The sequence below is a fragment of the Clostridium polyendosporum genome (assembly GCF_018332455.1).
Lineage (GTDB): Bacteria > Bacillota > Clostridia > Clostridiales > Clostridiaceae > Clostridium_AY > Clostridium_AY polyendosporum.
In genome coordinates, this window is record NZ_BOPZ01000004.1 from 80,563 (window position 1) to 104,195 (window position 23,633).

At 31.7% G+C, this 23,633-nt stretch carries 28 protein-coding genes; 1 reads left to right on the forward strand and 27 read right to left on the reverse strand.

Annotated elements, in window-relative coordinates:
* Positions 1–11 precede the first annotated feature (11 nt).
* From ppdK to prmA, 17 genes are all read right to left on the reverse strand, one after another.
* Positions 12–2,642 (reverse strand): pyruvate, phosphate dikinase, encoded by a 2,631-nt coding sequence (gene ppdK, locus CPJCM30710_RS03580; protein ID WP_212902799.1) that lies wholly within the window; start codon positions 2,640–2,642, stop codon positions 12–14.
* 184 nt (positions 2,643–2,826) lie between these two features.
* Positions 2,827–3,459, reverse strand: coding sequence for a helix-turn-helix transcriptional regulator (locus tag CPJCM30710_RS03585; protein WP_246503444.1), 633 nt, complete (start codon positions 3,457–3,459; stop codon positions 2,827–2,829).
* A 233-nt stretch (positions 3,460–3,692) separates the two neighbouring features.
* On the reverse strand, positions 3,693–4,325 hold the full coding sequence (locus CPJCM30710_RS03590) for a DUF4342 domain-containing protein (protein WP_212902801.1): 633 nt from the start codon (positions 4,323–4,325) through the stop codon (positions 3,693–3,695).
* A gap of 5 nt (positions 4,326–4,330) precedes the next feature.
* Complete coding sequence (gene recO / locus CPJCM30710_RS03595) at positions 4,331–5,065, reverse strand: DNA repair protein RecO (RefSeq protein ID WP_246503446.1); 735 nt, start codon at positions 5,063–5,065, stop codon at positions 4,331–4,333.
* 23 nt (positions 5,066–5,088) lie between these two features.
* Positions 5,089–5,976 (reverse strand): GTPase Era, encoded by an 888-nt coding sequence (era, locus tag CPJCM30710_RS03600; RefSeq protein ID WP_212902802.1) that lies wholly within the window; start codon positions 5,974–5,976, stop codon positions 5,089–5,091.
* 9 nt (positions 5,977–5,985) lie between these two features.
* Complete coding sequence (locus tag CPJCM30710_RS03605; protein WP_212902803.1) at positions 5,986–6,390, reverse strand: cytidine deaminase; 405 nt, start codon at positions 6,388–6,390, stop codon at positions 5,986–5,988.
* A gap of 76 nt (positions 6,391–6,466) precedes the next feature.
* Positions 6,467–7,168 carry a diacylglycerol kinase gene (locus CPJCM30710_RS03610; protein ID WP_212902804.1) on the reverse strand — a complete coding sequence of 234 codons (702 nt, stop codon included), beginning with the start codon at positions 7,166–7,168 and terminating at the stop codon, positions 6,467–6,469.
* Positions 7,169–7,188: 20 nt separating this feature from the next.
* Positions 7,189–7,689 (reverse strand): rRNA maturation RNase YbeY, encoded by a 501-nt coding sequence (ybeY, locus tag CPJCM30710_RS03615; RefSeq protein WP_212902805.1) that lies wholly within the window; start codon positions 7,687–7,689, stop codon positions 7,189–7,191.
* A gap of 20 nt (positions 7,690–7,709) precedes the next feature.
* A complete protein-coding gene (locus tag CPJCM30710_RS03620) occupies positions 7,710–9,758 on the reverse strand; it encodes an HD family phosphohydrolase (protein ID WP_407644973.1) in 2,049 nt (682 codons plus the stop codon).
* A gap of 234 nt (positions 9,759–9,992) precedes the next feature.
* Positions 9,993–11,123 carry a sporulation protein YqfD gene (gene yqfD, locus CPJCM30710_RS03625; RefSeq protein WP_212902807.1) on the reverse strand — a complete coding sequence of 377 codons (1,131 nt, stop codon included), beginning with the start codon at positions 11,121–11,123 and terminating at the stop codon, positions 9,993–9,995.
* 1 nt (position 11,124) lies between these two features.
* On the reverse strand, positions 11,125–11,409 hold the full coding sequence (yqfC, locus tag CPJCM30710_RS03630) for a sporulation protein YqfC (RefSeq protein WP_212902808.1): 285 nt from the start codon (positions 11,407–11,409) through the stop codon (positions 11,125–11,127).
* Between the two features lie 204 nt (positions 11,410–11,613).
* On the reverse strand, positions 11,614–12,060 hold the full coding sequence (locus tag CPJCM30710_RS03635; protein ID WP_212902809.1) for a GatB/YqeY domain-containing protein: 447 nt from the start codon (positions 12,058–12,060) through the stop codon (positions 11,614–11,616).
* A gap of 26 nt (positions 12,061–12,086) precedes the next feature.
* On the reverse strand, positions 12,087–12,263 hold the full coding sequence (gene rpsU, locus CPJCM30710_RS03640; protein WP_072897356.1) for a 30S ribosomal protein S21: 177 nt from the start codon (positions 12,261–12,263) through the stop codon (positions 12,087–12,089).
* Between the two features lie 133 nt (positions 12,264–12,396).
* Positions 12,397–12,741 carry a histidine triad nucleotide-binding protein gene (locus tag CPJCM30710_RS03645; protein WP_212902810.1) on the reverse strand — a complete coding sequence of 115 codons (345 nt, stop codon included), beginning with the start codon at positions 12,739–12,741 and terminating at the stop codon, positions 12,397–12,399.
* Between the two features lie 84 nt (positions 12,742–12,825).
* Positions 12,826–14,133, reverse strand: a complete 1,308-nt coding sequence (gene mtaB, locus CPJCM30710_RS03650; protein ID WP_212902811.1) for a tRNA (N(6)-L-threonylcarbamoyladenosine(37)-C(2))-methylthiotransferase MtaB — start codon at positions 14,131–14,133, stop codon at positions 12,826–12,828.
* The gene (locus CPJCM30710_RS03655) at positions 14,133–14,882 is read right to left on the reverse strand and encodes a 16S rRNA (uracil(1498)-N(3))-methyltransferase (RefSeq protein ID WP_212902812.1); all 750 of its coding nucleotides are present in this window, start codon (positions 14,880–14,882) and stop codon (positions 14,133–14,135) included. Before CPJCM30710_RS03655 ends, mtaB begins: the two co-directional genes overlap by 1 nt.
* A 98-nt stretch (positions 14,883–14,980) precedes the next feature.
* Entirely contained in the window at positions 14,981–15,922 is a 942-nt protein-coding gene (prmA, locus tag CPJCM30710_RS03660; protein ID WP_212902813.1) for a 50S ribosomal protein L11 methyltransferase, read from the reverse strand.
* A gap of 240 nt (positions 15,923–16,162) precedes the next feature.
* Here prmA and CPJCM30710_RS03665 point away from each other — a divergent pair, with 240 nt between their 5' ends.
* Positions 16,163–16,360: a hypothetical protein gene (locus tag CPJCM30710_RS03665; protein WP_212902814.1), complete on the forward strand. Its 198-nt coding sequence runs from the start codon at positions 16,163–16,165 to the stop codon at positions 16,358–16,360.
* A 252-nt stretch (positions 16,361–16,612) separates the two neighbouring features.
* On the opposite strand, the gene hypE is transcribed toward CPJCM30710_RS03665, so the two are convergent.
* The 10 genes from hypE to CPJCM30710_RS03715 are packed head-to-tail and all read right to left on the reverse strand — an operon-like array spanning position 16,613 to position 23,624.
* Entirely contained in the window at positions 16,613–17,620 is a 1,008-nt protein-coding gene (hypE, locus tag CPJCM30710_RS03670) for a hydrogenase expression/formation protein HypE (RefSeq protein ID WP_212902815.1), read from the reverse strand.
* A gap of 44 nt (positions 17,621–17,664) precedes the next feature.
* Positions 17,665–18,747, reverse strand: coding sequence for a hydrogenase formation protein HypD (gene hypD, locus CPJCM30710_RS03675; protein WP_212902816.1), 1,083 nt, complete (start codon positions 18,745–18,747; stop codon positions 17,665–17,667).
* The gene (locus CPJCM30710_RS03680; RefSeq protein ID WP_212902817.1) at positions 18,734–18,958 is read right to left on the reverse strand and encodes a HypC/HybG/HupF family hydrogenase formation chaperone; all 225 of its coding nucleotides are present in this window, start codon (positions 18,956–18,958) and stop codon (positions 18,734–18,736) included. The genes hypD and CPJCM30710_RS03680 overlap by 14 nt, the downstream gene beginning before the upstream one ends.
* 32 nt (positions 18,959–18,990) lie before the next feature.
* Positions 18,991–19,716, reverse strand: coding sequence for a twin-arginine translocase subunit TatC (gene tatC / locus CPJCM30710_RS03685; RefSeq protein WP_212902818.1), 726 nt, complete (start codon positions 19,714–19,716; stop codon positions 18,991–18,993).
* Between the two features lie 36 nt (positions 19,717–19,752).
* On the reverse strand, positions 19,753–20,481 hold the full coding sequence (tatC, locus tag CPJCM30710_RS03690; protein ID WP_212902819.1) for a twin-arginine translocase subunit TatC: 729 nt from the start codon (positions 20,479–20,481) through the stop codon (positions 19,753–19,755).
* An 18-nt stretch (positions 20,482–20,499) separates the two neighbouring features.
* On the reverse strand, positions 20,500–20,691 hold the full coding sequence (gene tatA / locus CPJCM30710_RS03695; RefSeq protein ID WP_212902820.1) for a twin-arginine translocase TatA/TatE family subunit: 192 nt from the start codon (positions 20,689–20,691) through the stop codon (positions 20,500–20,502).
* 34 nt (positions 20,692–20,725) lie between these two features.
* Positions 20,726–21,397: a hydrogenase nickel incorporation protein HypB gene (hypB, locus tag CPJCM30710_RS03700; protein ID WP_212902821.1), complete on the reverse strand. Its 672-nt coding sequence runs from the start codon at positions 21,395–21,397 to the stop codon at positions 20,726–20,728.
* A gap of 3 nt (positions 21,398–21,400) precedes the next feature.
* Positions 21,401–21,742: a hydrogenase maturation nickel metallochaperone HypA gene (gene hypA, locus CPJCM30710_RS03705; protein ID WP_212902822.1), complete on the reverse strand. Its 342-nt coding sequence runs from the start codon at positions 21,740–21,742 to the stop codon at positions 21,401–21,403.
* Positions 21,743–21,750: 8 nt separating this feature from the next.
* Positions 21,751–22,203 (reverse strand): HyaD/HybD family hydrogenase maturation endopeptidase, encoded by a 453-nt coding sequence (locus tag CPJCM30710_RS03710; RefSeq protein ID WP_212902823.1) that lies wholly within the window; start codon positions 22,201–22,203, stop codon positions 21,751–21,753.
* Between the two features lie 2 nt (positions 22,204–22,205).
* Complete coding sequence (locus CPJCM30710_RS03715; RefSeq protein ID WP_212902824.1) at positions 22,206–23,624, reverse strand: nickel-dependent hydrogenase large subunit; 1,419 nt, start codon at positions 23,622–23,624, stop codon at positions 22,206–22,208.
* Positions 23,625–23,633 lie beyond the last annotated feature (9 nt).

The following is a 23,633-nucleotide window of genomic DNA, read 5'->3' on the forward strand; positions in this document are numbered from 1 at the left end:
TTATTTTATCACTATCTCTTATTTTTAACTTGTGCTTGAGCTGCTGCAAGTCTTGCAAGTGGTACTCTAAATGGTGAACAGGAAACATAATCTAATCCTAAGTTATGACAGAACTCAACTGATGATGGATCTCCTCCGTGCTCTCCACAAATACCTAATTTAATATCTGGTCTTACCGCTTTACCCTTTTCACAAGCTATCTTCATTAATGAACCAACACCAATCTGGTCAAGCTTAGCGAATGGATCCTGTTCGTAGATTTTCTTTTCGTAGTAGTCTTTTAAGAACTTAGCTGCATCATCTCTTGAGAATCCAAAAGTCATTTGAGTTAAGTCATTTGTACCAAATGAGAAGAATTCTGCTTCCTTAGCTATATCATCTGCAGTTAGTGCAGCTCTTGGTATTTCAATCATTGTACCAACTTTGAATGGTATTTCTATACCTTTCTCAGCCATTACACTCTTAGCAGTTTCAACAACAACATCCTTAACAAATTTTAATTCTTTTATCTCTCCAATTAGAGGAATCATAATTTCTGGAACTATATTATAGCCCTTTCTTTCTCTTACGTGTATAGCAGCTTCTATTACAGCTCTTGTTTGCATTTCTGCAATTTCTGGATATGAAACTGCAAGACGACATCCTCTATGTCCCATCATTGGGTTAAATTCATGTAAATATTCTATAGTTGACTTTAATTCCTCAGAAGTCAATCTCATTTCCTTTGCAAGGGTTTCTATATCTTCAGCCTCTGTTGGTAAGAATTCATGTAGTGGTGGATCTAGGAATCTTATAGTTGTTGGTCTATCTTCTAGAGCCTCATAAATACCTATGAAATCTTCTCTTTGCATTGGCAATAGCTTATCAAGAGCTTTTCTTCTTTGCTCTTCAGTCTTAGCAACTATCATTTCTCTAACTGCTGAAATTCTATCTTCAGCAAAGAACATATGCTCTGTTCTACATAATCCTATACCTTCTGCTCCAAACTCAACTGCTTGTTTTGCATCTCTTGGAGTATCAGCGTTTGTTCTAACTTTAAGCTTTCTAATCTCATCTGCCCAAGACATAAATGTAGCAAAGTATCCACTAATCTCTGGTGCTACAGTCTTAATTGCTCCTGCATACACATTACCAGTGGAACCTTCTATTGAAATCCAGTCATTTGAAGTTAATGTCTTTCCTGCAACTTGTAACGTCTTAGCTTCTTCATTAACCTTTAATTCTCCACAACCTGCAACACAGCAAGTTCCCATACCTCTAGCAACAACTGCTGCATGAGAAGTCATACCCCCTCTAACAGTTAATATACCTTCGGCAGCAACCATTCCTTCTATATCTTCTGGCGAAGTTTCTAATCTTACAAGAACTACTTTCTCACCATTTTCTGCTCTTTCCTTTGCTTCTTCAGCAGTAAATGCTATCTTGCCACAAGCTGCTCCCGGAGAAGCTGGAAGTCCTTTTGCCACTGGATTAGCCTTCTTAAGCTCATTAGAATCAAATGCTGGATGAAGCAATGTATCTAGCTGCTTTGGCTCAACCTTTAGTATAGCTTCCTCCTTAGTCAACATATCTTCTTCTACTAAGTTAACAGCTATCTTTAAAGCGGCTTGAGCTGTTCTCTTACCATTTCTAGTTTGCAAGAAATATAATTTTCCTTCTTCAATAGTGAATTCCATGTCCTGCATATCTCTGTAGTGGTTTTCAAGAGTATTTACAATATCTTCAAATTGCTTGTAAATTTCAGCATTTTGCTCTTTTAACTTATCAATTGGTTGAGGAGTTCTTATACCTGCAACAACATCCTCACCTTGTGCATTCATTAGATATTCACCATAAATTGCTTTTTCACCATTAGCTGGGTTTCTTGAGAAAGCAACTCCTGTACCGGAAGTTTCTCCTTTATTACCAAATACCATTTCTTGAACATTTACTGCAGTTCCCCAACTACCTGGAATATCATTTAACCTTCTATAAACAATAGCTCTTGGATTATCCCATGATCTGAATACTGCTGTAACTGATTCAATTAACTGAGTCTTAGGATCTTGTGGAAATTCCTTACCTTTTTCTTTCTTATAAAGAGCTTTAAATTCTCGAACTAACTTCTTTAAGTCATCAGCATTAAGTTCAGTATCAAATTTAACCCCTTTTGCTTCCTTCATATCATCTAGTTTGTTCTCAAATAATCTTTTCTCTATATCCATAACAACATCTGAAAACATTTGAATAAATCTTCTATATGAATCATACGCAAATCTTGGATTGTTGGTTAATTTGACCATAGCTTCAACAGTAGCATCATTCAATCCAAGATTTAGTATTGTGTCCATCATACCAGGCATTGAAGCTCTTGCCCCTGATCTTACAGAAACAAGTAATGGATTTTCAAGGCTACCAAATTTTTTTCCAGAAATCCCTTCTAATTCAGCCATTTTTTCTTCAATTTGACGAATAACCTCTGGAGCAATTTTCCTTCCATCTTCATAGTACTTATTACAGGCCTCAGTCGTAACAGTAAATCCTTGAGGAACTGGTATCCCTAGGTTAGTCATTTCAGCTAAATTAGCTCCTTTACCTCCCAATAAATTTTTCATGGATGCATTGCCCTCTTTAAAAAGGTACACATACTTTTTATTCTCCATCTCAATACTCCTCCGTTCAATACTATTTATAGTAAGATTAATATATACAAACGGGATTTAGGTCCCGTAAGCTTGCTTTTTTGTATTTGACAGAAGCATTTATATTTCTTTCCTACAATTGTTTTATATACCCTTTTTTCACAATTTATACCATTCAGAATTTTATACCCATTGAAATAACTTACTACTCATTTTCAAGTTTTACAAATAATTTAGTTATATTTGTTTTTGATATCTTTCCAACTATTTTATATTGTTCTTTCCCTTCATCATCTACAACTTTTTCTACTACAGGCAAGGAGTCAATTTCATGCTCTATTATTTTTCTAGCTACATCATACGCACTTTCTTCTCTTTGAACACATATTATATTGGGCATTCTCGTCATAATAATACCCACTGGCACCTTGTGTATATCTGTTCCCCCTATTGCAATCTTTAAAAAATCTTTTCTTGATACTACACCAATAAGATAGCCATCACTTTGTACAAAAAGAGTTCCAACATCATTTAAGAAAAGGTATACTATAGCATCATATACCATTGTTTCTTCATCTACAAAAACTGGTTTTCCCATTATATCCTTAACTTTAATGTTAGTTATATAATCATACAATAATCCTCTAGAAGGATTCTCTGAATAAATATATCCAACTTTTGGTCGTGCATCTAAAATTCCTATCATTGTTAAAATTGCTAAATCTGGTCTTAAAGCTGCTCTTGTCACTCCAAGCTTTGATGCTAAAGCTTCTGATGTAACAGGCTGTCCTTCTTTTACTAACCTAATTATCTCTTCCTGCCGTGGTGTTAGCTTCAATATCTTTCCCCTCTTTCTAAAAGGTAAGAGGAATATTCCTGTAATCATATATAATCAATTACATAATATATACTTTATGCAATTGATTATACCATATTTTTCCACGTGATATATACAATTATATCACTATATTCAAGTTTTACTATCCAGAATTTTCTGAATAATATCTAAAATTTCTAGAATATCCCTCATTTACTTTTAATCTTTACTAAATTATTGTGTTTTTCTAAGAATTACTTATCCTTTTCAACTTCATCAAATTTCACTGTATAGGTATAAACAGGTGAATTATCATCCACTTTAACTGACTTTGATGAATTCTTTTGAAAAACTTCATCTTTTACTGAATTTATTTTCTCCCTTACTGTTCCTGCAAGATCTACAGCTTTATCCTTAACATCACTGACAGTTTCTTTAACCATCTTATTAACAACTTCAATAGAACCATCATCTTTAGTTATTTCTACCGTTAATTTTGTAGCTATAGCAGTTATAATACCTATAGCTAACAGCTGAGGCATAATTATAGCTATCACCCCTGCTGCAATACCAGCATTGACAGGAATATCAATTATAACTTTATCTTCTCTTTTTATCTTAACTCTTGACACATTTCCCTTTTTTATTAATTCATTAAGCCAGAGCTTGAATTCTTCAAGAGTTTCATATTTTGTGGAGGAACTTTCACCTTTAAACTTTTTCCAAGCATGTGTTTTATCTTCATTACTTCTTTTTATATTTTCAATATAAATTAAAGCTTCTAAAACATCTCCTCCATTTACTTCTAAAGCAAGCTTTGCTTCAGCATATCCTACACCAGTCCTATCTCTTACTTGATCAACCTTTTCTAATGAGATTTCACTCATATTCCTCACTCCTTAATATAATTTAGCATTTCTAAACTCTTAGGCTTTTTTGAGTAATTTAAAGAAATAATAGAAGAAGTAACCCTATATATTTCATCTTTAATTTCTCTTGAAACATTAAGTCTATAAACTTTATCCATAGGGGTTTGATTTAAAAACCTCAAAGCATTATATGCACCTTTGGAAACATATACGCCATGTTCCTTTGGACACTCCTCACAAACTCCACCGTAGTAGAATAAATTTATGTAATTTGTTGACGATAACTTTTTCATGCAAAATACACAAGTATCAAAATTCAACCCATAACCTGTTGCTTTTAAAAGTTTAAGTTCAAAACTTCTTATTAGGATTTCGTAATCTAGCGCATCAGTGTTTAGAAGATACAGGCATGTAATAAACTCTTTAAACAAAAACCTATTGCTTTCTTCATCTTGAAGACATATGTCTATAAGTTCACAAATATATGAGGAGTAAGTAAGCTTTTCAAGGTTATTTAACAATCCTTGAAAAGAATTAGTTATCTTTCCCTCTGAAAGAGTATAGAGATTTTTTCCTTTAAAAAGCACATATTCACCGAAACAAAGAGGCAATGTAATTGAAAGAAATTTACTTCTGCTCTTTTTTGCCCCCTTAGCTACTGCTGTTATTTTACCAATATTTTCCGTAAAAATCCATACCAGCTTATCATTTTCCTTAAAATCTTGTGTTTTTATAACTACTCCATTAGTTTGAAAGATTGACAGAAAATCAGCCCCTTATGCTATTTTTTCTTGTATCCTAATTCCTTTAAGAACAGTGGATTATCTCTCCATTCTTTTCTAACCTTAACCCAAATTTTTATATTTACCTTGGAACGCAAAAATTTCTCAATATCATATCTGGATCTTTCCCCTATACGCTTTAAAGTCTGACCATTTTTCCCTATTATAATTCCCTTATGAGAATCCTTTTCACAAATTAAATCTACTTCAATATTGTATAATCCTTTTTCATTTTGCTTCATCTGAATTATATCAACAGCAATCCCATGAGGGACTTCTTGACTTAATGTTCTAAGAGCTTTTTCTCTCACTATTTCAGATATAACAAATCTTTCTTGAACATCTGTAATCATTTCATCTGGAAAATATTTAGGTCCTTCTGGAAGATAGTCTATCATAAGCTTTAATAAAGTATCAGTATTCTTTTCTTTCATAGCTGAAATTGGTATTATTTCAGCAAACTCCATTTCTTCGGCATAATTTTTAAGTGTTTCTGCTACTCTTTCAGATGTGTTTTCATCTATTTTATTTACTACTAAGAATACAGGCGCCTTTTGATTTTTAAGCTGCTCTAATATAAAACTATCTCCTCTTCCTAACTCTACTTCAGGTGTGGTTAAGAAAAGAACTAAGTCTACATCTTTAACAGATTCTCTAGCTGAGGATACCATATATTCTCCAAGTTTATGTTTAGGTTTATGCATTCCTGGAGTATCTACAAAAACTATTTGATATTCTTCTCCAGTTAATATAGTCTGTATATTGTTTCTTGTAGTCTGTGGTTTATTCGAAACTATAGATAGCTTTTCTCCCATTAATAAATTTAATAGTGTTGATTTTCCTACATTAGGTCTTCCTACAATAGTTACGTATCCTGATTTAAACATTTATCCTCCTTAATCCTGCATCAATAAGTCTTTTTTTGAAAAAACTCCTGGCAGTACCTCATCTAAGGTTTTTACTATAAATTCTTTTTTATTCTTAACAATAAATATCTTTATATCTCCATTTTCGGCAAACTCAGCAATTACTTGCCTACAGATACCACATGGAAAAGTAAAATTATTTGGGTCACCTATAACTGCTACTGACTTTATTGTTCTACATCCTTCTGAAACAGCCTTAAATATAGCTGTTCTCTCAGCACAATTAGTTGCTCCAAAAGAAGCATTCTCTATGTTACAGCCTGAAAATATTTTTCCATTTTCACATAATACTGCTGCACCCACCATAAAATTTGAATAAGGGGCATAAGCATTTTCTCTAGCTTGAATAGCTGCTTCTATGAGTTTATCATACATATTATAACCCCCAAACTTTTTAATGCATATAAATTATAGCACTATTTATATTATTTACAAGTACAGCTCTTAATAATTACCTACTGAATATTTTAAATACAACTATTGTGAGCAATGTGCCCAAAATAGCTCCCACTACTACTTCCCACACACTGTGTACTTCCGAGTCTACTCTACTTTGCGCAGTAATAATAGCCATAAGATAACTAAGCATGATGCAAATTGGTTCTTCTGTTATTAAGGATATAGTTGTTGCTAGCGAAAAAGATAATGCACTATGCCCACTTGGCATTCCACCTTTTAAAGGAGTACCTTCTCCAAAAAACGCTTTAACTATTATGGTAACAATACATACCATAACAAAAGCTATAAATATTATATAGGGCTCAGCCTCTTTAACTTGCCCTATTATCCTATACGTAGCATTAGTTAGTTTATCCCAAAAAACTATATATCCAACTAAAATTGCATTTATAGCAGTTACTAACACCGCACCTGCAGCTGCATTTTTTGCAATCTTTGCTAAAGGATGATAATAGTTAGTAGATAAATCGATTGCACTTTCTATAGCTGTGTTAAACAACTCAGAAGCGATTACCATAGTTACAGAAACTGCAATTATTAAAAACTCTGTTTTTTTTACGTCGTATACAAAACAAGCAGTAAGAACCATAAGTGCCACCGCAAAGTGGATTTTCATATTTCTTTGGGTTCTTACAGAGTGAGTTATTCCATTTATTGCATAATTAAAACTATCTACTAATTTTCTAACTCTCATATCCCCACCTATATTTAACCTTATCTAGTAATACTTAATTTGTTTAATATGACCTCCTCTCTTTCTCTCATTATTTTCTTTTCTTCCTCTTCCATATGATCATAACCTAAAAGATGAAGAACAGAATGTACCACAAGATAACAAGCTTCTCTTAAATATGAATGACTATACTCATTACTTTGTTCTTGTGTCTTTTCAAGAGATAATACTATATCCCCAAGCACTAGTTCTCCTTCGTTCATATATGAAGCCTGAAAATTGTAGTTTTTGTAAACATCCTTGTAAACTTTTCCCTTAGGATAATCTAACATTGGGAATGATAAAACATCTGTTTCTTTATCTATGTTCCTTGTTTCTTTATTAATTTCTCTTATTTGACTATTATCAATAAAGATTACACTTATCTCACATTCTCTATTTACTCCCTCTTCAAAAAGTGCAAATCTTATAACTTCTTCAACTTTTTTTTCAAAATCTTCATCTACTAGTATTTTATCCTGTCTATTATCGATGTATATCATGGATTTCTCCTTCCTAACACTTACTTTTTGCTTTCCATAGGATATTCTATTCTGTTATGGTATATACCATTTAATGTTTTTAAGAAACAACTTCTAATCTTATTTATATCCTTTAATGTAAGGTCACAATTATCAAGTTGCCCTGAATAAAGCTTATCCTTTATAATGTTATTTACCATTTCTTCTATCTTACCTTTAGTGTGTTCATTTAAAGATCTAACTGCTGCTTCGACACTATCAGCAAGCATTATAATACCTGCTTCCTTACTTTCAGGAATTGGACCTGGATATCTGAAATCCTCTTCCTTAATTTCTTCTGGATTTTCAGAATTATTTTTTGCAGTTATATAGAAATACTTTACTAAAGTGGTTCCATGATGCTGCTCTATTATATCTTGAATTACCTTAGGAATATTATACTCCCTTGCTAGTTCTAAACCATCCTTTACATGTGATAAAACAATTAAAGTACTAAGGTTTGGAGTAATTTTATCATGTGGATTCTCTTTGCCCACTTGATTTTCCTTAAAAAAGTATGGTCTTTTAGTTTTCCCCACATCATGATAATATGCTCCTATTCTCGCAAGCACAGGATTACCCCCTATTTCTTCTGCTGCCATTTCTGCTAAATTTGCTACAAGCATGGAATGATGATATGTTCCATGTGCCTCCATTAGAAGTTTCTTAAGCAGTGGATTATTAGGATTAGATAATTCTAAAAGTTTGACAGTAGTTACTACATCAAATGTACTTTCAAAAAATGGTAAAAGCCCTACTGCTAATACACCTGAAAATAAACACCCAATAGCACTAAGACCTGTCTTTATTAATATATCAATAATATTATTAGACAATAGCATACCTGTCCCAAATGTTAAAAGAGATATAAACGCTGCTAGGAATATTGTTGAATAAAGAATATCATTTCTTTGTTCTATTTTTCTTAAAGATGTTACACCTAAAATAGTATTTACTATACAAAGTATAATAATTTCAGGATTAAAGTTTACTACAACTGCAATTAGCACTGAGTTTAAAAGACTCTGAACTAATGATATTTTATAATTTATTAAAAGAGTTATTAATATAGGAGCACATGCTAATGGGATTAAGTTTGGTGAAATAATAGCTAATGTTCTAGCTAAAACTAAAGACGTTAGATTAACAATACTTATTAATAATAGTTTACTTATATCTTGATAAATACTATTGTAAAACTTGTTTATATAATAAAATTGTAAAAATAATGGTATGGCAATATATAAAGCTAGATTAATATAAATAATAAGGTTAAAACTAGATTCATTTAAAAGGCCAAGATCATCTAATGTCTTTAGTTGATTTTCTGTTACAGGTTCTCCTTCTTTAACTATAGTTTGATTTTTCTTTATAACTATAGGTGGAACACTTCTTTTTGCCTCTTTTATTTTTTCATCAGTTTTTTCCTTATCGAAAAAAAAGTTAGGGGCTATCTGCGAATATCCTATATTTTTAAGTATTTCCTTTATAGTTCTATTGTAATTAATATTAGCCATTTTATTATCTATTATAATTTTAGCATTCTGTATATCACTTTGTTTATCTTCTTCAATAGCATTTGTATAAACCATTGCTATACTTTCTAGCACAATCCCTGAAAGTTCATTTATTTGCTCCTTACTCAATGATAGTAATGTAGCATACTCATCATTATCAAGTTTCACATTCAATTTACTAAGAGATAATACCTTATCATTTTCAGATATAGAAGAATCTTTAAGACTTATTAATTTTGCAAAAAAGTTTTTTATATTTTCCTCTGCCTGTTTCTGTACATCAGTCTTTAAAGTATACTGCTTATCAACTTTCTCTGCTTCCTCATTTTGCCTTGCTTGAGTAGCATTTTCATCTACTATTTCTCTTGGTGCCTTAATATCAAACTTCGGTATATCTCCTACTGTTAAATCATATTTTTTTGTTAATGTAGCTGATAATAATATTATATAAGCTATAAAAAAAGTTACTATATAAAGCAATACTCTTTTTTGTTTTCTAATTTCCTTAAACAATAAATACCTTTTTATCCTCAAACCTGTCACCTACTTATAAGGTTTTTTTATAGATACACAAGTTATAATTGAACTTGTATATCTTTAGTTACTCACATTATCACTTAAAGTTTATTATATATTTTAACATATTTTATGCGAAACTCTCCATCTTCTAAAGGTGGATATGGATAGCATAGTATTATAAATGCTTTGATACAGTTTTTAACAATTACCTTTGTATACAATGGGGGGTAGTTTACAGAATATCTACCGTTATATTTTCGTAGAAATATCCTGTTCAATTACAAATACTGCTTTGATTCTTATTTTTCCTTCTCCCAATTCCTCAATATTCACAATTTTTTTAATAAATTTACATTGTTTATCAACCTCAAGCATAACGGATTTATAAAGCCCATCAATAGCATTCTCTATTTTCTTTTCCCTACTTTCAGTAATTTCCTTAGAAATTATCTCATAGTATGTTGTTTTATTTAGTATTTTATCCCTATTCTCTATTTTATCATAGTCTTTAAAACTTTTTGTAGGCTTTTTCAAATAAATTTTCTTTCCCCATAACTCTACATAAATGGCCTCATCCTTATTACCTGTTCTCTCACTTATTTTTCCACTAACTTGAAGTTCCATAACTTTTTCATAGAAAGTGTTAGCTAAAACTTTTCCTTCAGGGTTTACGTTATATTCAAAACCTTCCTTTCCTTCGTAACCATGTACAAGAACTTGTCCTTTCTTCACTATTTCTCCAGGTTTTACTGCTGGAGTCCCAGCAGTAGTATAAATTCTAACTACTTCACCATCCATCTTTGCTACAACGTTATTTGAATCAACATTTTCTTTTATATTAGGAGGATTTATTTTTTCTTCTACTTTTATTTTAAGGGTTGACCCTTCAATTCTTGCTCTTATCCACATTATCTCTCCATTGCCATCTTCTAATTTCTTCTCAAGCTCATACACATTTAATTTTGTTTTTTTAATTCCCGGACTAATTCCTAATAATTTAAGCTGTTGTCTTACTTCATATGGAGAAACATACTTATTGGTAGTAATCTCTATTCCCCAAATATACATAGAAAGATAAAAAAGCACAGCTAAAAATAATATTGCTCCTAATACTAAAGTAGACTTTTTCTTTATCCTTAATAATAGAAATGCTATTCCCTTCCTACCTATAACTGTAATCTTAGCATCTACTCTTTTTGCAATTTCATTAATTTTTCTATAATCTGATAACAATATATCCATAGTTACTGTGGATATATCTGTCCTCTGAATGTTCTCTGCTTTTATTCCTCTGTGCCATAGCATATTAATAAATTTTTCAGGTATTAGGGCTTTAACCTCAATTTTAACAGTACCTTTTTTATATTTTTTCAAATCCATACTATACCAATCCCTCATATACCACAGATTTAAACTTTCCGCCTATAGTTATGGTATCTCCACCAATAAAAAGAATTTCAAGGCCTACTCCTTTTATAATTATAGCCCCTACCCTTGAATTTATTTTCATCTCACTGTCCTCAAAAGAAATAATACCCTTATGATTTTCAATTGTGATTTCATTATCCCCTGTAATTATAATCTTGGGAAAATTCAAAACCACATCTTTTGGTAAATCTAATTTTTCTACAAGCCCTTCTTTTACCTTGTTTATCCTATCCTCCATAATATCTCTCCTAAAAAATTATTCCATACTAGTTTATGAATGCTAATTATTATTAATGCTAATGAGGACTTGGATTTTAGTTTTAAATAAATTTCATAAAATTCTTATTTCAATTATGAAGTTGTGTATCTATAACTTTAGTTAGATTTCAATTCGTGAAATAACAACAATAAAAAAAAAGAACTCACCTTTGTGAGTTCTTTTTTATTTATCTAAATATTCTTTAACCATTTGACTTACAAGCTTGCCATCAGCTCTTCCTACAATTCTAGGTCTAACTGCTGACATAACTTTTCCAATGTCTTTAGTGCTATTTGCACCCACTTCGATAGCTGCTTGTTTGATAAATTCTAGGATCTCTTCTTCACTTAACTGCTGAGGAAGGTAACTTAACAAAATCTCTATTTCAGCTTTTGCCTTATCAACAAGATCTTGTCTATTTCCCTTTTCGAAATCAAGCATAGCTTCTCTTCTTTGCTTAACTTCTCTAGATAGAATTTCTATGACCTGTTCATCCTCAAGCTGTACTCCATCTGTTTTTTCAACTAAAAGAATCGCAGACTTTGCAGTACTTATTGTTCCGGCCTTAAACTTGTCCTTGGCCTTTAAAGCTTGCTTCCAGTCTTCTTGAAGTCTTTCTTTTATTGGCATTATTCAACCTTCTTCCAAAGAAATTCTTACTTAAACTTTCTCTTTCTAGCAGCTTCTGACTTCTTCTTTCTCTTTACGCTTGGTTTTTCATAGTGTTCTCTTTTTCTTACTTCTGAAAGAACACCAGCTCTAGCACATTGTCTCTTAAATCTTCTAAGTGCTTGATCTAATGATTCATTTTCTCTTACTCTGATTTCTGACATTCCTTTTCCCTCCCTCCGCTAGCTATATTACTGTTTTGAATATATCACAGCTATGGGCTTAACAACACACGCTATATTATACAATATAGCATTTTATACTGTCAAGAATTTAACTGTTATTTTTTAATGAGTTTTAACCTGGTGGCCATTGAAGTTCCCTTCCACCTAATACGTGGAAATGCAAATGATTTACAGTCTGACCTCCATCATTCCCACAGTTGTTTACTATTCGATATCCACCTTGTGAAATATTTAATTCCTCTACTATTTTATTAATCACTTGAAAAATATGTGCTATAACTTTTGAGTTTTCTTGAGTAATATAATTAGCACTTTCTATATGTTCTTTCGGAATAACAAGTACATGAACAGGAGCCGCAGGACTTATATCATGAAATGCTATGACTTTATCATCTTCATAAATCTTCTTTGATGGAATTTCCCCTTTAATGATTTTACAAAAAATACAGTTTTCCACATTCTCACCTCCTTTTAAGATTATAATCCTATTTATAAATTTAATTTAATGACTTTATTTATAGATAAACAACTTTATCTTTAGTTACGTTATGATTTTTCCAACAGCATAATCCTCTTCTGCTGACACCAAACTAACCTTTAATATTTTTCCTATAACAGAATTACAATCAAAAGATGCAATAACTCTCATATAATTTGAGGTATATCCTTCATAATGTCCTGGTTGAGTTGAAACCTCCTGTTCAAATAGAACATCCATCTCTCTATCTATATTTTTTTCAATAAACTCTTTTTCATTCTTTTTATTAAGGGCTATCAGCAGTTTGCTTCTTTCCTCTTTCTTAATTCCATCTACCTGATTTTCCATTGTAGCTGCCTTTGTACCTTTTCTTGGACTGTATTTAAATACATGCATTTTTGAAAGCTTAATCTTTTTTAGAAAATCATAAGTTTTTTCAAATTCTTCATCATTTTCTCCTGGGAAACCAACAATTACATCTGTAGTAATAGATACATCCTCTATATTATTCCTTAAAATATTAACTATATTTTCGTAATCTTCAGAGGTATATTTTCTATTCATTCTCTTTAGAGTTTCATCACAACCACTTTGGAGAGATAAATGATAATGTGGACAAAGTTTCTTAAGTTTTGTAATTCTCTTAACCACATCTTCTGTAAAGAAAGTTGGATCTATGGAACCTATTCTAACTCTTTCTATACCATCAATCTCTTCAATCATTTCAAGAAGATCAACTAAGGTTACCTTTTCTTCTAGATCAACACCATAAGATGCAGTATGTATACCTGAAAGTATTATTTCCTTAAAATTATGAGATGCAAGCTTCTTTACTTCTTCTATGACCTTTGCTGGTTCTTTTGAACATACAGCACCTCTTGCATATGGAATCAAACAGTACGAACAGAAACTGTTACAACCATCCTGTATTTTTAAGAAGGCTCTTGTTTTATCCTGGTATTCTTCAATATTCAAGTCCTCAAACTGGTTATTTTTTAGAACTGGAGCCACTTGTATCTGCTTCTTTCCTTCATCTCTTGATTTATGTACCCAATAAACAATCTCACCCTTATTCCTTGTTCCAAGTACTACATCTACTCCTTCTATCTCCCCAACTTCCGTTGGAGCAATCTGTGAGTAACATCCAACCACAGCGATTATAGCTTCAGCATTTAACCTTCTTGCCCTTCCTACAATCTGCCTTGATTTCTTATCTCCCATATTTGTTACTGTACATGTATTTATAACATAAACGTCAGATGCCTGATCAAAATCTACAACATCATATCCTTCTCTTATAAACTTCTCAGCCATTGCCTCTGATTCGTATTGATTAACTCTGCACCCTAACGTAGCAAATGCAACCTTCATTAAAACTTTCCTCCTATATCTCCTAACTCATACTGAAGTAAGGAAGCACAAACAAAGCCTGCTGTCTCTGTTCTTAAAATTCTAGGCCCTAATGTTACAATATAAGCTCCTTTACTTCTTAGTTCCTCAATTTCTTCTTCTTCAAATCCGCCTTCTGGGCCAACAATAATAGCAGCCTTTTTAATCTTAGAAGAATTAACCTGACTAACCATATTACGTATACCATATCCTTCTGCATTTTCATATGGCACCACTACAAGATCCATTTCCATTAGAACTTCCATCATTTCTTTAAACTCTACTGGCTCTTTAACCTCTGGAATTAAGGTTCTCTTACATTGTTTGCAAGCCTCAAGTGCAATTCTTTGAAGTCTATCCAACTTTTTAAATTCTCCTTTTAATTTTACGTCCACTCTTGAAGTTATAGTTGGAATTATTTCCTTAATACCAAGTTCAGTACCTTTCTGAACTATCAAATCCATCTTTGCTGACTTTGGAAGTCCTTGAAAAAGATAAATCTCTAAAGGGCTTTCATTATTTATTTCTAGCTTCTGTAAAAGCTTTATATTTACCTGTTGTTTATTTACTTCCTCAATCTCACCAAGGTACTCTGTCCCCTGTAGGTTATTTACAATTACTTTTTCACCAATTTCTATTCTTAACACTTTATATATATGTTTAACATCATCTCCAACAATTGTTGCGTGAGTGTCACTAAACAAATCTGATGGTGTGAAAAACTTATACATTTTTTACTCTCCTCATATATGTACTTATATCTTTAACAAAAAATACATCTCAGATATGCATTAAAAAGCTTTCTTTTTGAACAATAAATTAACTTTTATTAGCTAAGCTTTGCCACTATGCAGTTCCATTCTCCGTCCATATTTACTTCTACAACCTCAAATCCACTTCCTTGAAGCTTATCTATAACCATTTGTCTTCTATCATGAATTATACCAGACGTTATAAATAATCCTTCTTTATTTAAAACCTTCTTAACATCATCTGTTAATATACATATAATTTCTGCAATAATATTAGCAACAACTATATCAGCCTTACCGTTAACTACATCTAATAAGTTTCCTTCTAATATTTCTATATTATCTAACTTGTTAAATTCTACATTTTCTTTTGCTGAATCCACTGCTACTGGATCTAGGTCAACACCAACTACGTGTTTAGCTCCAAGCTTTGATGCAACTATAGCAAGTATTCCTGAGCCAGTACCTATGTCAAATACTGTTGTATCTGCCTTTACATACTTTTCTAAAGCTTCAACACACATTCTAGTAGTCTCATGGTTTCCTGTACCAAAAGCCATTCCTGGATCTAATTCAACTACTAATTCTTCATCACTTTCTACGTAAGCTTCCCAGATCGGCTTTATAACTATTCTGTTTCCCACTTTTGTTGGCTTATAGTATTTTTTCCAATTATTTGCCCAATCTTCTTCATGCATTTCAGTTCTAACAACCTTACCCTCACCAACATTTATTCCAATATCTTTAAGTTCCTTTATCTTTTCTTCAACATAATTTATAACTTCATCAATATTATCTTCCTTTGAGAAATACGCCTTAACTACTGCAGCATTTCCTTTATGTTCAAGAATATTTATATCTGCAAAATCCCACGTAAGTGGTCCTTGTTCTCTCCCTAAAATATCATTTGGATCTTCTATTGCAACACCTTTGCAATCTAAAGCGTAAAAAATTCCTGAAATAGGTTCTAGGGCCTCACTTTTTGTTACTACCTTTACCTCTATCCAAGTACCATTCATGTATAATCAATCCTCTCTTTCCTACTTTGACTAATATTATATTTTACACTTATAAACTTTTTATGTCTACCGTTTTAAATTGCTAAATCTCAAGTCCTAAGTAATAAAATTTTTTCCATGATATCATTTGTACAAAAGTCAACCATATTACTAAAGTTATGTTTTTCTCTGTATCAGCATATATTTTAGAAAAGAACTATCTTCATCATTATTCTTAAAATCTTTAAGAGAGGTGATATTGTGAATTGCTATGATGCAATGAAAAGAATTCTAGAAATTGATGTTAGAATGCAAGAACTCGGAGACTTATTGAGCAATGCTAAGGATAGTGCTGAAAAAATGAAATATGAAGATATGATTGATGCACTAGAGATAGAATTTTTGAAGCTTAGGAATGCCTTAAAACATACTGAAATAAATATAAACTTTGCAAAATAATTTAATAAAAATGAAATTAAATATACATTAAAAGTATTGAATTTAGTCAGATTTCACTTTGTAAAATCGTAATAAATAAAGCTGAACAAGCATCGAATCTACTCAATTTTAGCTAGATTCTACTTTGTGAAATGAGAGTAAATAAATCAAAAGAGAGTGTTGATGAAACTCACTCTCTTTTTTATATCATTACTCTTATTTAGTTTTAAATTGAGTTAATAAAGATGCAATGTTTTTACAATTCACTTCAATTTAACATATCCTTGGAAGTTGTATTCCCGACGGCATGTCCACAATCCTTTTTCCACCTATTATTGTTTTTAGGTAAACCTTATGTGCTTCTGATTCTACAACCTTTCCAATTATAGCCGCTTCTGATCCAAGAGGATGTTTTTTCATTTGTGTTATTACCTGTTCTGCATATTCTCTAGGTACGAAACAACATATTTTACCCTCATTAGCTATATATAATGGGTCAAGACCTAACAGTTCACAGACACCTTTTACTTCCTCTCTTACAGGAATAGAACTTTCTTCTAGTTCTATAGAAACGCCACTACTATCCGCAATTTCATTTAAAACTGCTGCGACTCCCCCCCTTGTAGCATCCCTAAGCACATGAATATGAGGACATACTTCTAATATAGAATCTACAAGTGAATTTAAGGCAGCACAATCACTTAGCAACTCACCATCTATACCTATACCATTTCTCTCACACATAATAACTGCACCATGATCACCTAAAGTACCATTAACTATTACTACATCATCAACTTTAGCATTATCTACCTTTATATGTGTATTCTCATATATGGTTCCTATACCAGAAGTATTGATAAATACTCCATCTACTCCACCTTTTTCAACTACCTTTGTATCACCTGCTACAATTTTTACTCCTGCCTCTTTTGCAGCAGTAGCCATTGACTTTACAATAGACTCAAGCTTTTCAATTGAAAATCCTTCTTCTATTATAAAAGCACTTGATAAATAAAGAGGTTTGGCACCACTCACTGCTAAATCATTTACTGTGCCATATACAGCAAGTTTTCCTATATCTCCACCTTTAAAAAATATAGGATTAACTACAAATGAATCTGTAGTAAAAGCAATCTTATTACTACTTAACATAAGTTGTGCAGAATCATTCATTTCACTTATAATTTCATTATCAAAATATCTTATAAATAAATCACTAATTAAATTATTTGTCTGCTTTCCCCCACTGCCGTGACTTAATAATATTTTTTCTTCCATACTTACCTCCTAGACACAATTTATATGTTAAGGCATATCTTTATTTAACCATTATATTTATAATAAGCCGCACATGTACCTTCAGAAGATACCATACAGGAACCTACAGGATTATCTGGCGTACATATCTTTTTAAAAAGAGGACATTCTAATGGAGTTATTTTTCCCTTTAATATATCACCACATTTACACCCTGGACTACCATCATAATCCTCATATACTATGTTAAAGTGTTTTATAGCATCAAAATCTTCATATTCTTTATTTAATATATACCCACTTTTGGGTATATTACCTATACCTCTCCACCTGCAATCAGTTATTTCAAAAGCATTATTTAAATATTCCATGGCATTAGAATTTCCTTCGTGTTTTACTATTCTTTTATATTCATTTACTATCCTATAATCTTTGTTAGAGATCATTTTAACTAAAGAAATTAATCCTTTAAGTACATCTATCGGCTCAAAACCTGTTATTACCCCTGGAATATTATATTTTTCTCCTAAAAATTCATACGGTTTTTCACCTATAATTGCACTTACATGTCCCGGAAGCAAAAAACCATCTATCCCCAATTCCTTATCTTCTACAAGAGCACCCATTGCAGGAGGAACTATTTTATGCGCTGTTAAAAAAAATAAATTTCTTACATTATTTTTCTTAGCTTCCATAGCAGTTACTGCAGTCATTGGTGCTGTTGTTTCAAACCCAACAGAAAGAAACACAACTTTTTTTAAAGGATTATTCTGTGCAAGTAGCATAGCATCCATAGGTGAATATACTATCCTTATATCCGCGCCCTCTGCCTTCCTCTTTAATAAAGATGTTTTCTTACCCGGCACTTTCATCATGTCTCCAAAGGTTGCAATAATAACATCTTTAGCTAAAGTTAATTCCAAAGCTTTATCTATGTAACTTTGAGGAGTAACACAAACTGGACATCCTGGTCCTGAAATAAGCCTTATATTATTAGGCAGTATATCCCTTATTCCATATCTAAATATAGACATAGTATGGGTACCGCATACTTCCATAATGTTGATTTTTTCATCTGAAATATTTTGGAGTTCTTTTACAAGACTTTTAGCATAAATTTCATCTCTAAATTCATCAACAAACTTCATCCTCTGCTAGCTCCTTTAATAAATCTAATGTTATCATTGCCTCTGCTTCGTCTACAACTTGGATAGCACATCCAGCATGGACAAGAACATATTCTCCTATTTTTACATCAGGTACAAGATGCATGAAAACTTCACGCTTCATATTCCCTACTTCCACAACTCCTTTATGATCGACTATACTTAAAACCTTTCCTGGAACTGCTAAACACATACTACGACCTCCAGTATTAAATTTTCTAAAACTTACTTAATAATTTCTTTTCTTTTTTCTATAAAATAAACAATCCAAATACTTATTTCATAAAGTAATAAAATAGGTGCTGCTATTAATGTACACGTTAATAACCCTGCATTAGATATAAATAATCCTTCAAGAGTTAAGATAAATATAATAACATACTTCCTCCATTTTTTTAGCTTGCTTGAGCTTAAAAGAGATATTTTTGATAAAAGTACAATTAAGTAAGGAATCAAAAACATAATTCCTGTTAAAAAGCAGAAAACACCAATGAAGTTAAAGTATGTACTTCCTGAAAGCAGTGGTGTCATATATCCCTGCCCATAAGATATAAGAAAACTTAATGTATAAGGTAATGTTAATGTGTATCCAAAAATTAAACCACCAAAGAATAATATAGATACAAAAAATATATTTTTATACAAAAACTTTTTCTCTTTTTTGGTTAATCCGGGATTAATAAATGCAGCTACTTGATACAATATCACAGGACTTGTAACTATAACCCCTATAAATAGAGATATTTCCATTCTAGTTGTAAAACCTTCGGTTAACGAAAAATATACAAGCTCTAAATTATATTTAGCTATAGGCACCAATAATATCTTAATTAAATAATAAACTTTATCATAAGTAATTATCGCTGCAACGCTAACGAAGGCTATGATAATTATTAATCTTTTTCTTAACTCATGAAGATGATCTACCACAGACATCTCTTCCGTAACCATAACTTCACCTCTTAAATTAACATTTATGTTTTTGCTCTAACTGCTAGCTTTTTTATTTTTTTCTAATACATAGATACACCAAATACTAATCTCATATAATGCAATAATAGGTAAAGTTATTAAAATAAATGTAAAAGCATCTAATGAAGGGCAAATAAATGCCACTGTAATAAAAGAAATCATTATTGCAAATTTTCTTTTACCCATTAACATTTTTGAATTTACAATATTTATGCTAGATAACGCAATTAATATTAATGGAAGTTGAAAAAGCAATCCTATAGTTAATAGAAGTGTATCTACAAACGAAAAATAGTCACTACCGGACAAATTTGCTTTCATAAAGTCATTACCACATTCTAATAAGAAATTAATGGTGGAAGGCAACAATAATTTATACCCAAATATAATTCCACCGATGAATAACAAAACAGCAAATGGAATTATAATAAAATATAATAGTCTTCTAGCTTCTTTTGTAATCTTTGACCCACATACGGAAATCACTATATAAGCTAATATAGGTGAAGATAAAACTACTCCCCCTAAAAAAGCAACTTTCATCTTTGCCATAATTCCTTCTACAGGAGTCATAAAATATAACTTTATTCCACCAAGAGGTTTAGTTAAAATGCTAATAATATAATCCGATTTAAAATACATAAAAGATGTAGCAATAATAACAATGATAAACATTGTTATTATTGCTTTTCTAAACTTCTCAAGAAAATGTGCCAAATGAACAATCTGTTCGCTCTTTATCATTCCTATACCTCATTTATCCTATTTTTCTTCTTTCTTTTCCTCAACCTTTTCTTCAGAAGTATTTCCTTTAGTAAGTTCACTTGACGCTTTTTTAAATTCATTAATAGCCTCTCCAACAGATTTACCAACCTGTGGCAACTTGCCTGGTCCAAATATTACTAACGCAATTACCAATAAAACCATTAACTCAGGAAATCCTATTCTAGGCATGAAACTATTCCTCCTTATACTCTAATTAATCATTCTATATATGTTTATTTTTTCTCTTCTCTACAACTTTGTTCTTTAACCACAAGCATATTTCATCAATACCTTGATCTTTTGTACAGCTTGTTTCAAAAGTTTTAGCATTAGCATTCAAAGCTTTTATATCTATATAAAACTCTTCTTTATTGAAATTAGTAAAATCTATAAGATCTATTTTATTTAATATAACTGCTCCACTCTTCTCAAACATTAGTGGATATTTAAGTGGCTTATCATTACCCTCTGTAGTACTTAAAACTGAAATCTTTATATCTTCACCGATTTCAAATTCAGCAGGGCATACAAGGTTTCCAACATTTTCAATTACAAGAAGATCCGTTTTTTCTAAATTTAATGAATTAAGAGCATTCTTAATCATTTCACCATCTAAATGACATGCTCCACCAGTGTTTATTTGCACAACTGGTATTCCTTGTGCCTCAATTCTTTCTGCATCCTTTGTTGTATAAATGTCGCCTTCTATTACAGCAATTTTTATTTCATCTTTAAGCTTTCCAATAATTTTTTCTAATAGTGAAGTTTTACCTGATCCAGGTGAACTCATTAAGTTAACAACATAAATACCTTCTTTATCTAACATTTTCTTATTTTGCGCCGTTATTTCATCATTTGTTTGAAGTATATTGGTTACAACTTTAATTTGGCTCATTTTCTAATCTCCTTCTATTGTATAAATTAAAAGTTCATATCCAGTAATAATATTGCTTGAAAACTTATTACACTCAGGACATAGTTTATTAAAGTGATCCACCTTAAATGTAATTTTGCACTTCTCACATTCTGCTGTGGCCTCAACTTTTACTATTTCAAACTCTGCACCTTCTGCTGCTGTACCTTTGGAAACACAGTTAAATGCAAAGACTAATGAATCTTCCATAACTCCAGACAGTTCTCCAACTCTTAACGAAATCTTGTTTATCTTTTTAAGGTTATTTTCCTCAGCTTTCTTTGATGCAATTTCTATAACATTTTGAACAATTGAAACTTCATGCATAACATCACCTAATTTATATTTAATTCTTTTTTAACATGACCTATAACCTCAGAGATGCTATTTTTCATGTTATCAGTCATATCTAAATCAAAGCATATGTGCTCCGGCTCTATCCCAAATATTACAACATCTGGATACTTACCAATCATATTTGCCATTTTAACTACGTCAAGAATTTGGACATCGTGTATAGATAAGTTTTCTTTTCTATAATTAGTAATATCCTCAGGTTTTATCTTATAAATAGTACCTGGTTCGTACCCAGCTTTAAGGCAGTCTATAACTACTACTTTTTTATAATCCAAAAAATATCCTAAAATATCTAGTGTAGAAGTACCTCCATCTACTAATTCAATAGTAGATGGAAGATTTTCATTTTCTAGCTGTTTTATTGTATGCACTCCTACACCGTCATCTTTAAGCAGTATATTTCCTATTCCAATGATGACAGTATCTTTCATAATTAAACTCCTAAAGGTTGTACTATAAAATTAGACATTTCTACTCCTTCTGGTGACATAACATGTACTGAACATCCTGTACATGGATCAAAAGAGTGTACTATTCTTAAAAGTTCAATAGGTTGATTTGGATCTGCAACATGTGTTCCAATTAATGCTTTTTCTATTGGTCCAACATTTCCGCTATCATCCATTGGTGATGCATTCCAGCATGTTGGAGTGATAATTTGGTATCTAGATATTTTTGAGCTTGAAACAGATAGCCAGTGTCCTAATGCTCCTCTTGGCGCCTCTGTAAGCCCTATTCCAGCTCCAGAAGTTGGCGTACTAACATTAGTGTATGCACTTGTTCCAACTACTATTTGATCAAGCCAAGTTTGCATGTTGCTTGCTATCTTTGCAGTTTCTGTATATCTTGCTTTATGTCTATCCATAACTGATACACCGTTTCTATAATCTCCACTTACCCAAGTTCTAGCTAAAGAACCTGCTTCATAAGATTGCCCATTATATCTTGGTGCTTTAAGCCATGTATATGCTCCAGTTTTTCCGTAGCTTGGAGTTGTTGTTTCACTAGCAGGGTTTACTCCTGATGGTGATGAATACCAAGAATGTCCTACATATTCTTTTATGTTTGGTTCACTAAAGCTTCCCACTGTTCCATTAGTTACAGTTCCCGCTGGGAATAGCTTACTTCCAGTTGTGTTAGTATCAAATACTCCATAGGATATTAAGTTGCCATAACCTTGACCGACGTTATAATAATCACTATAAGTAGAAGCTAATTTATTTACATCCCCTTGATATGTGTTTGTAATAAATGATGTTATGTCATTTAAATATGTTCTAAAATTGTTTATATCAGTTGAAGTTGGAGTTGCAGTCACTCCGCCTGGAACAACATTACCAACATGAGGAAGTTTACCTCCGAATATTGCTCCCATTTCATGTGCTTTTCTTCTTATTGATAACGCCGTAACATAATTATTTATTAAGTTTTGAGTATCAGTGGAATTAAATCTGAAATCTTGAGTGTATCCTGGAGTCCATGGACTCATCTGTGGTCCTTGAATAAAATCCATTAATGCAAGATGATAGAAGTGTAATATGTTACTTGATATGAAATTTGAACCTTGTATTAAGTTTCTTAAAAGTATAGCTTGTAGATTAGGAGTAAAATTTAATGCCTTCTCTACAGCTTTCGATGAAGCAATAGCATGAGAAACTGGACATAGGCCACATATTCTTTGAGTTAAAAATGCCGCATCCTTTGGCACTCTATTTATAAGCATATTTTCAAAGTCTCTATAAAGATTGCCTGCAGCCTTAGCCGCTGTTACGTTGTTATTTGCATCTAGTGTTACCTCTACCTTTAAGTGTCCTTCCAATCTAGTGATTGGATCCAATACTAGTGTACTCATTTATATCAT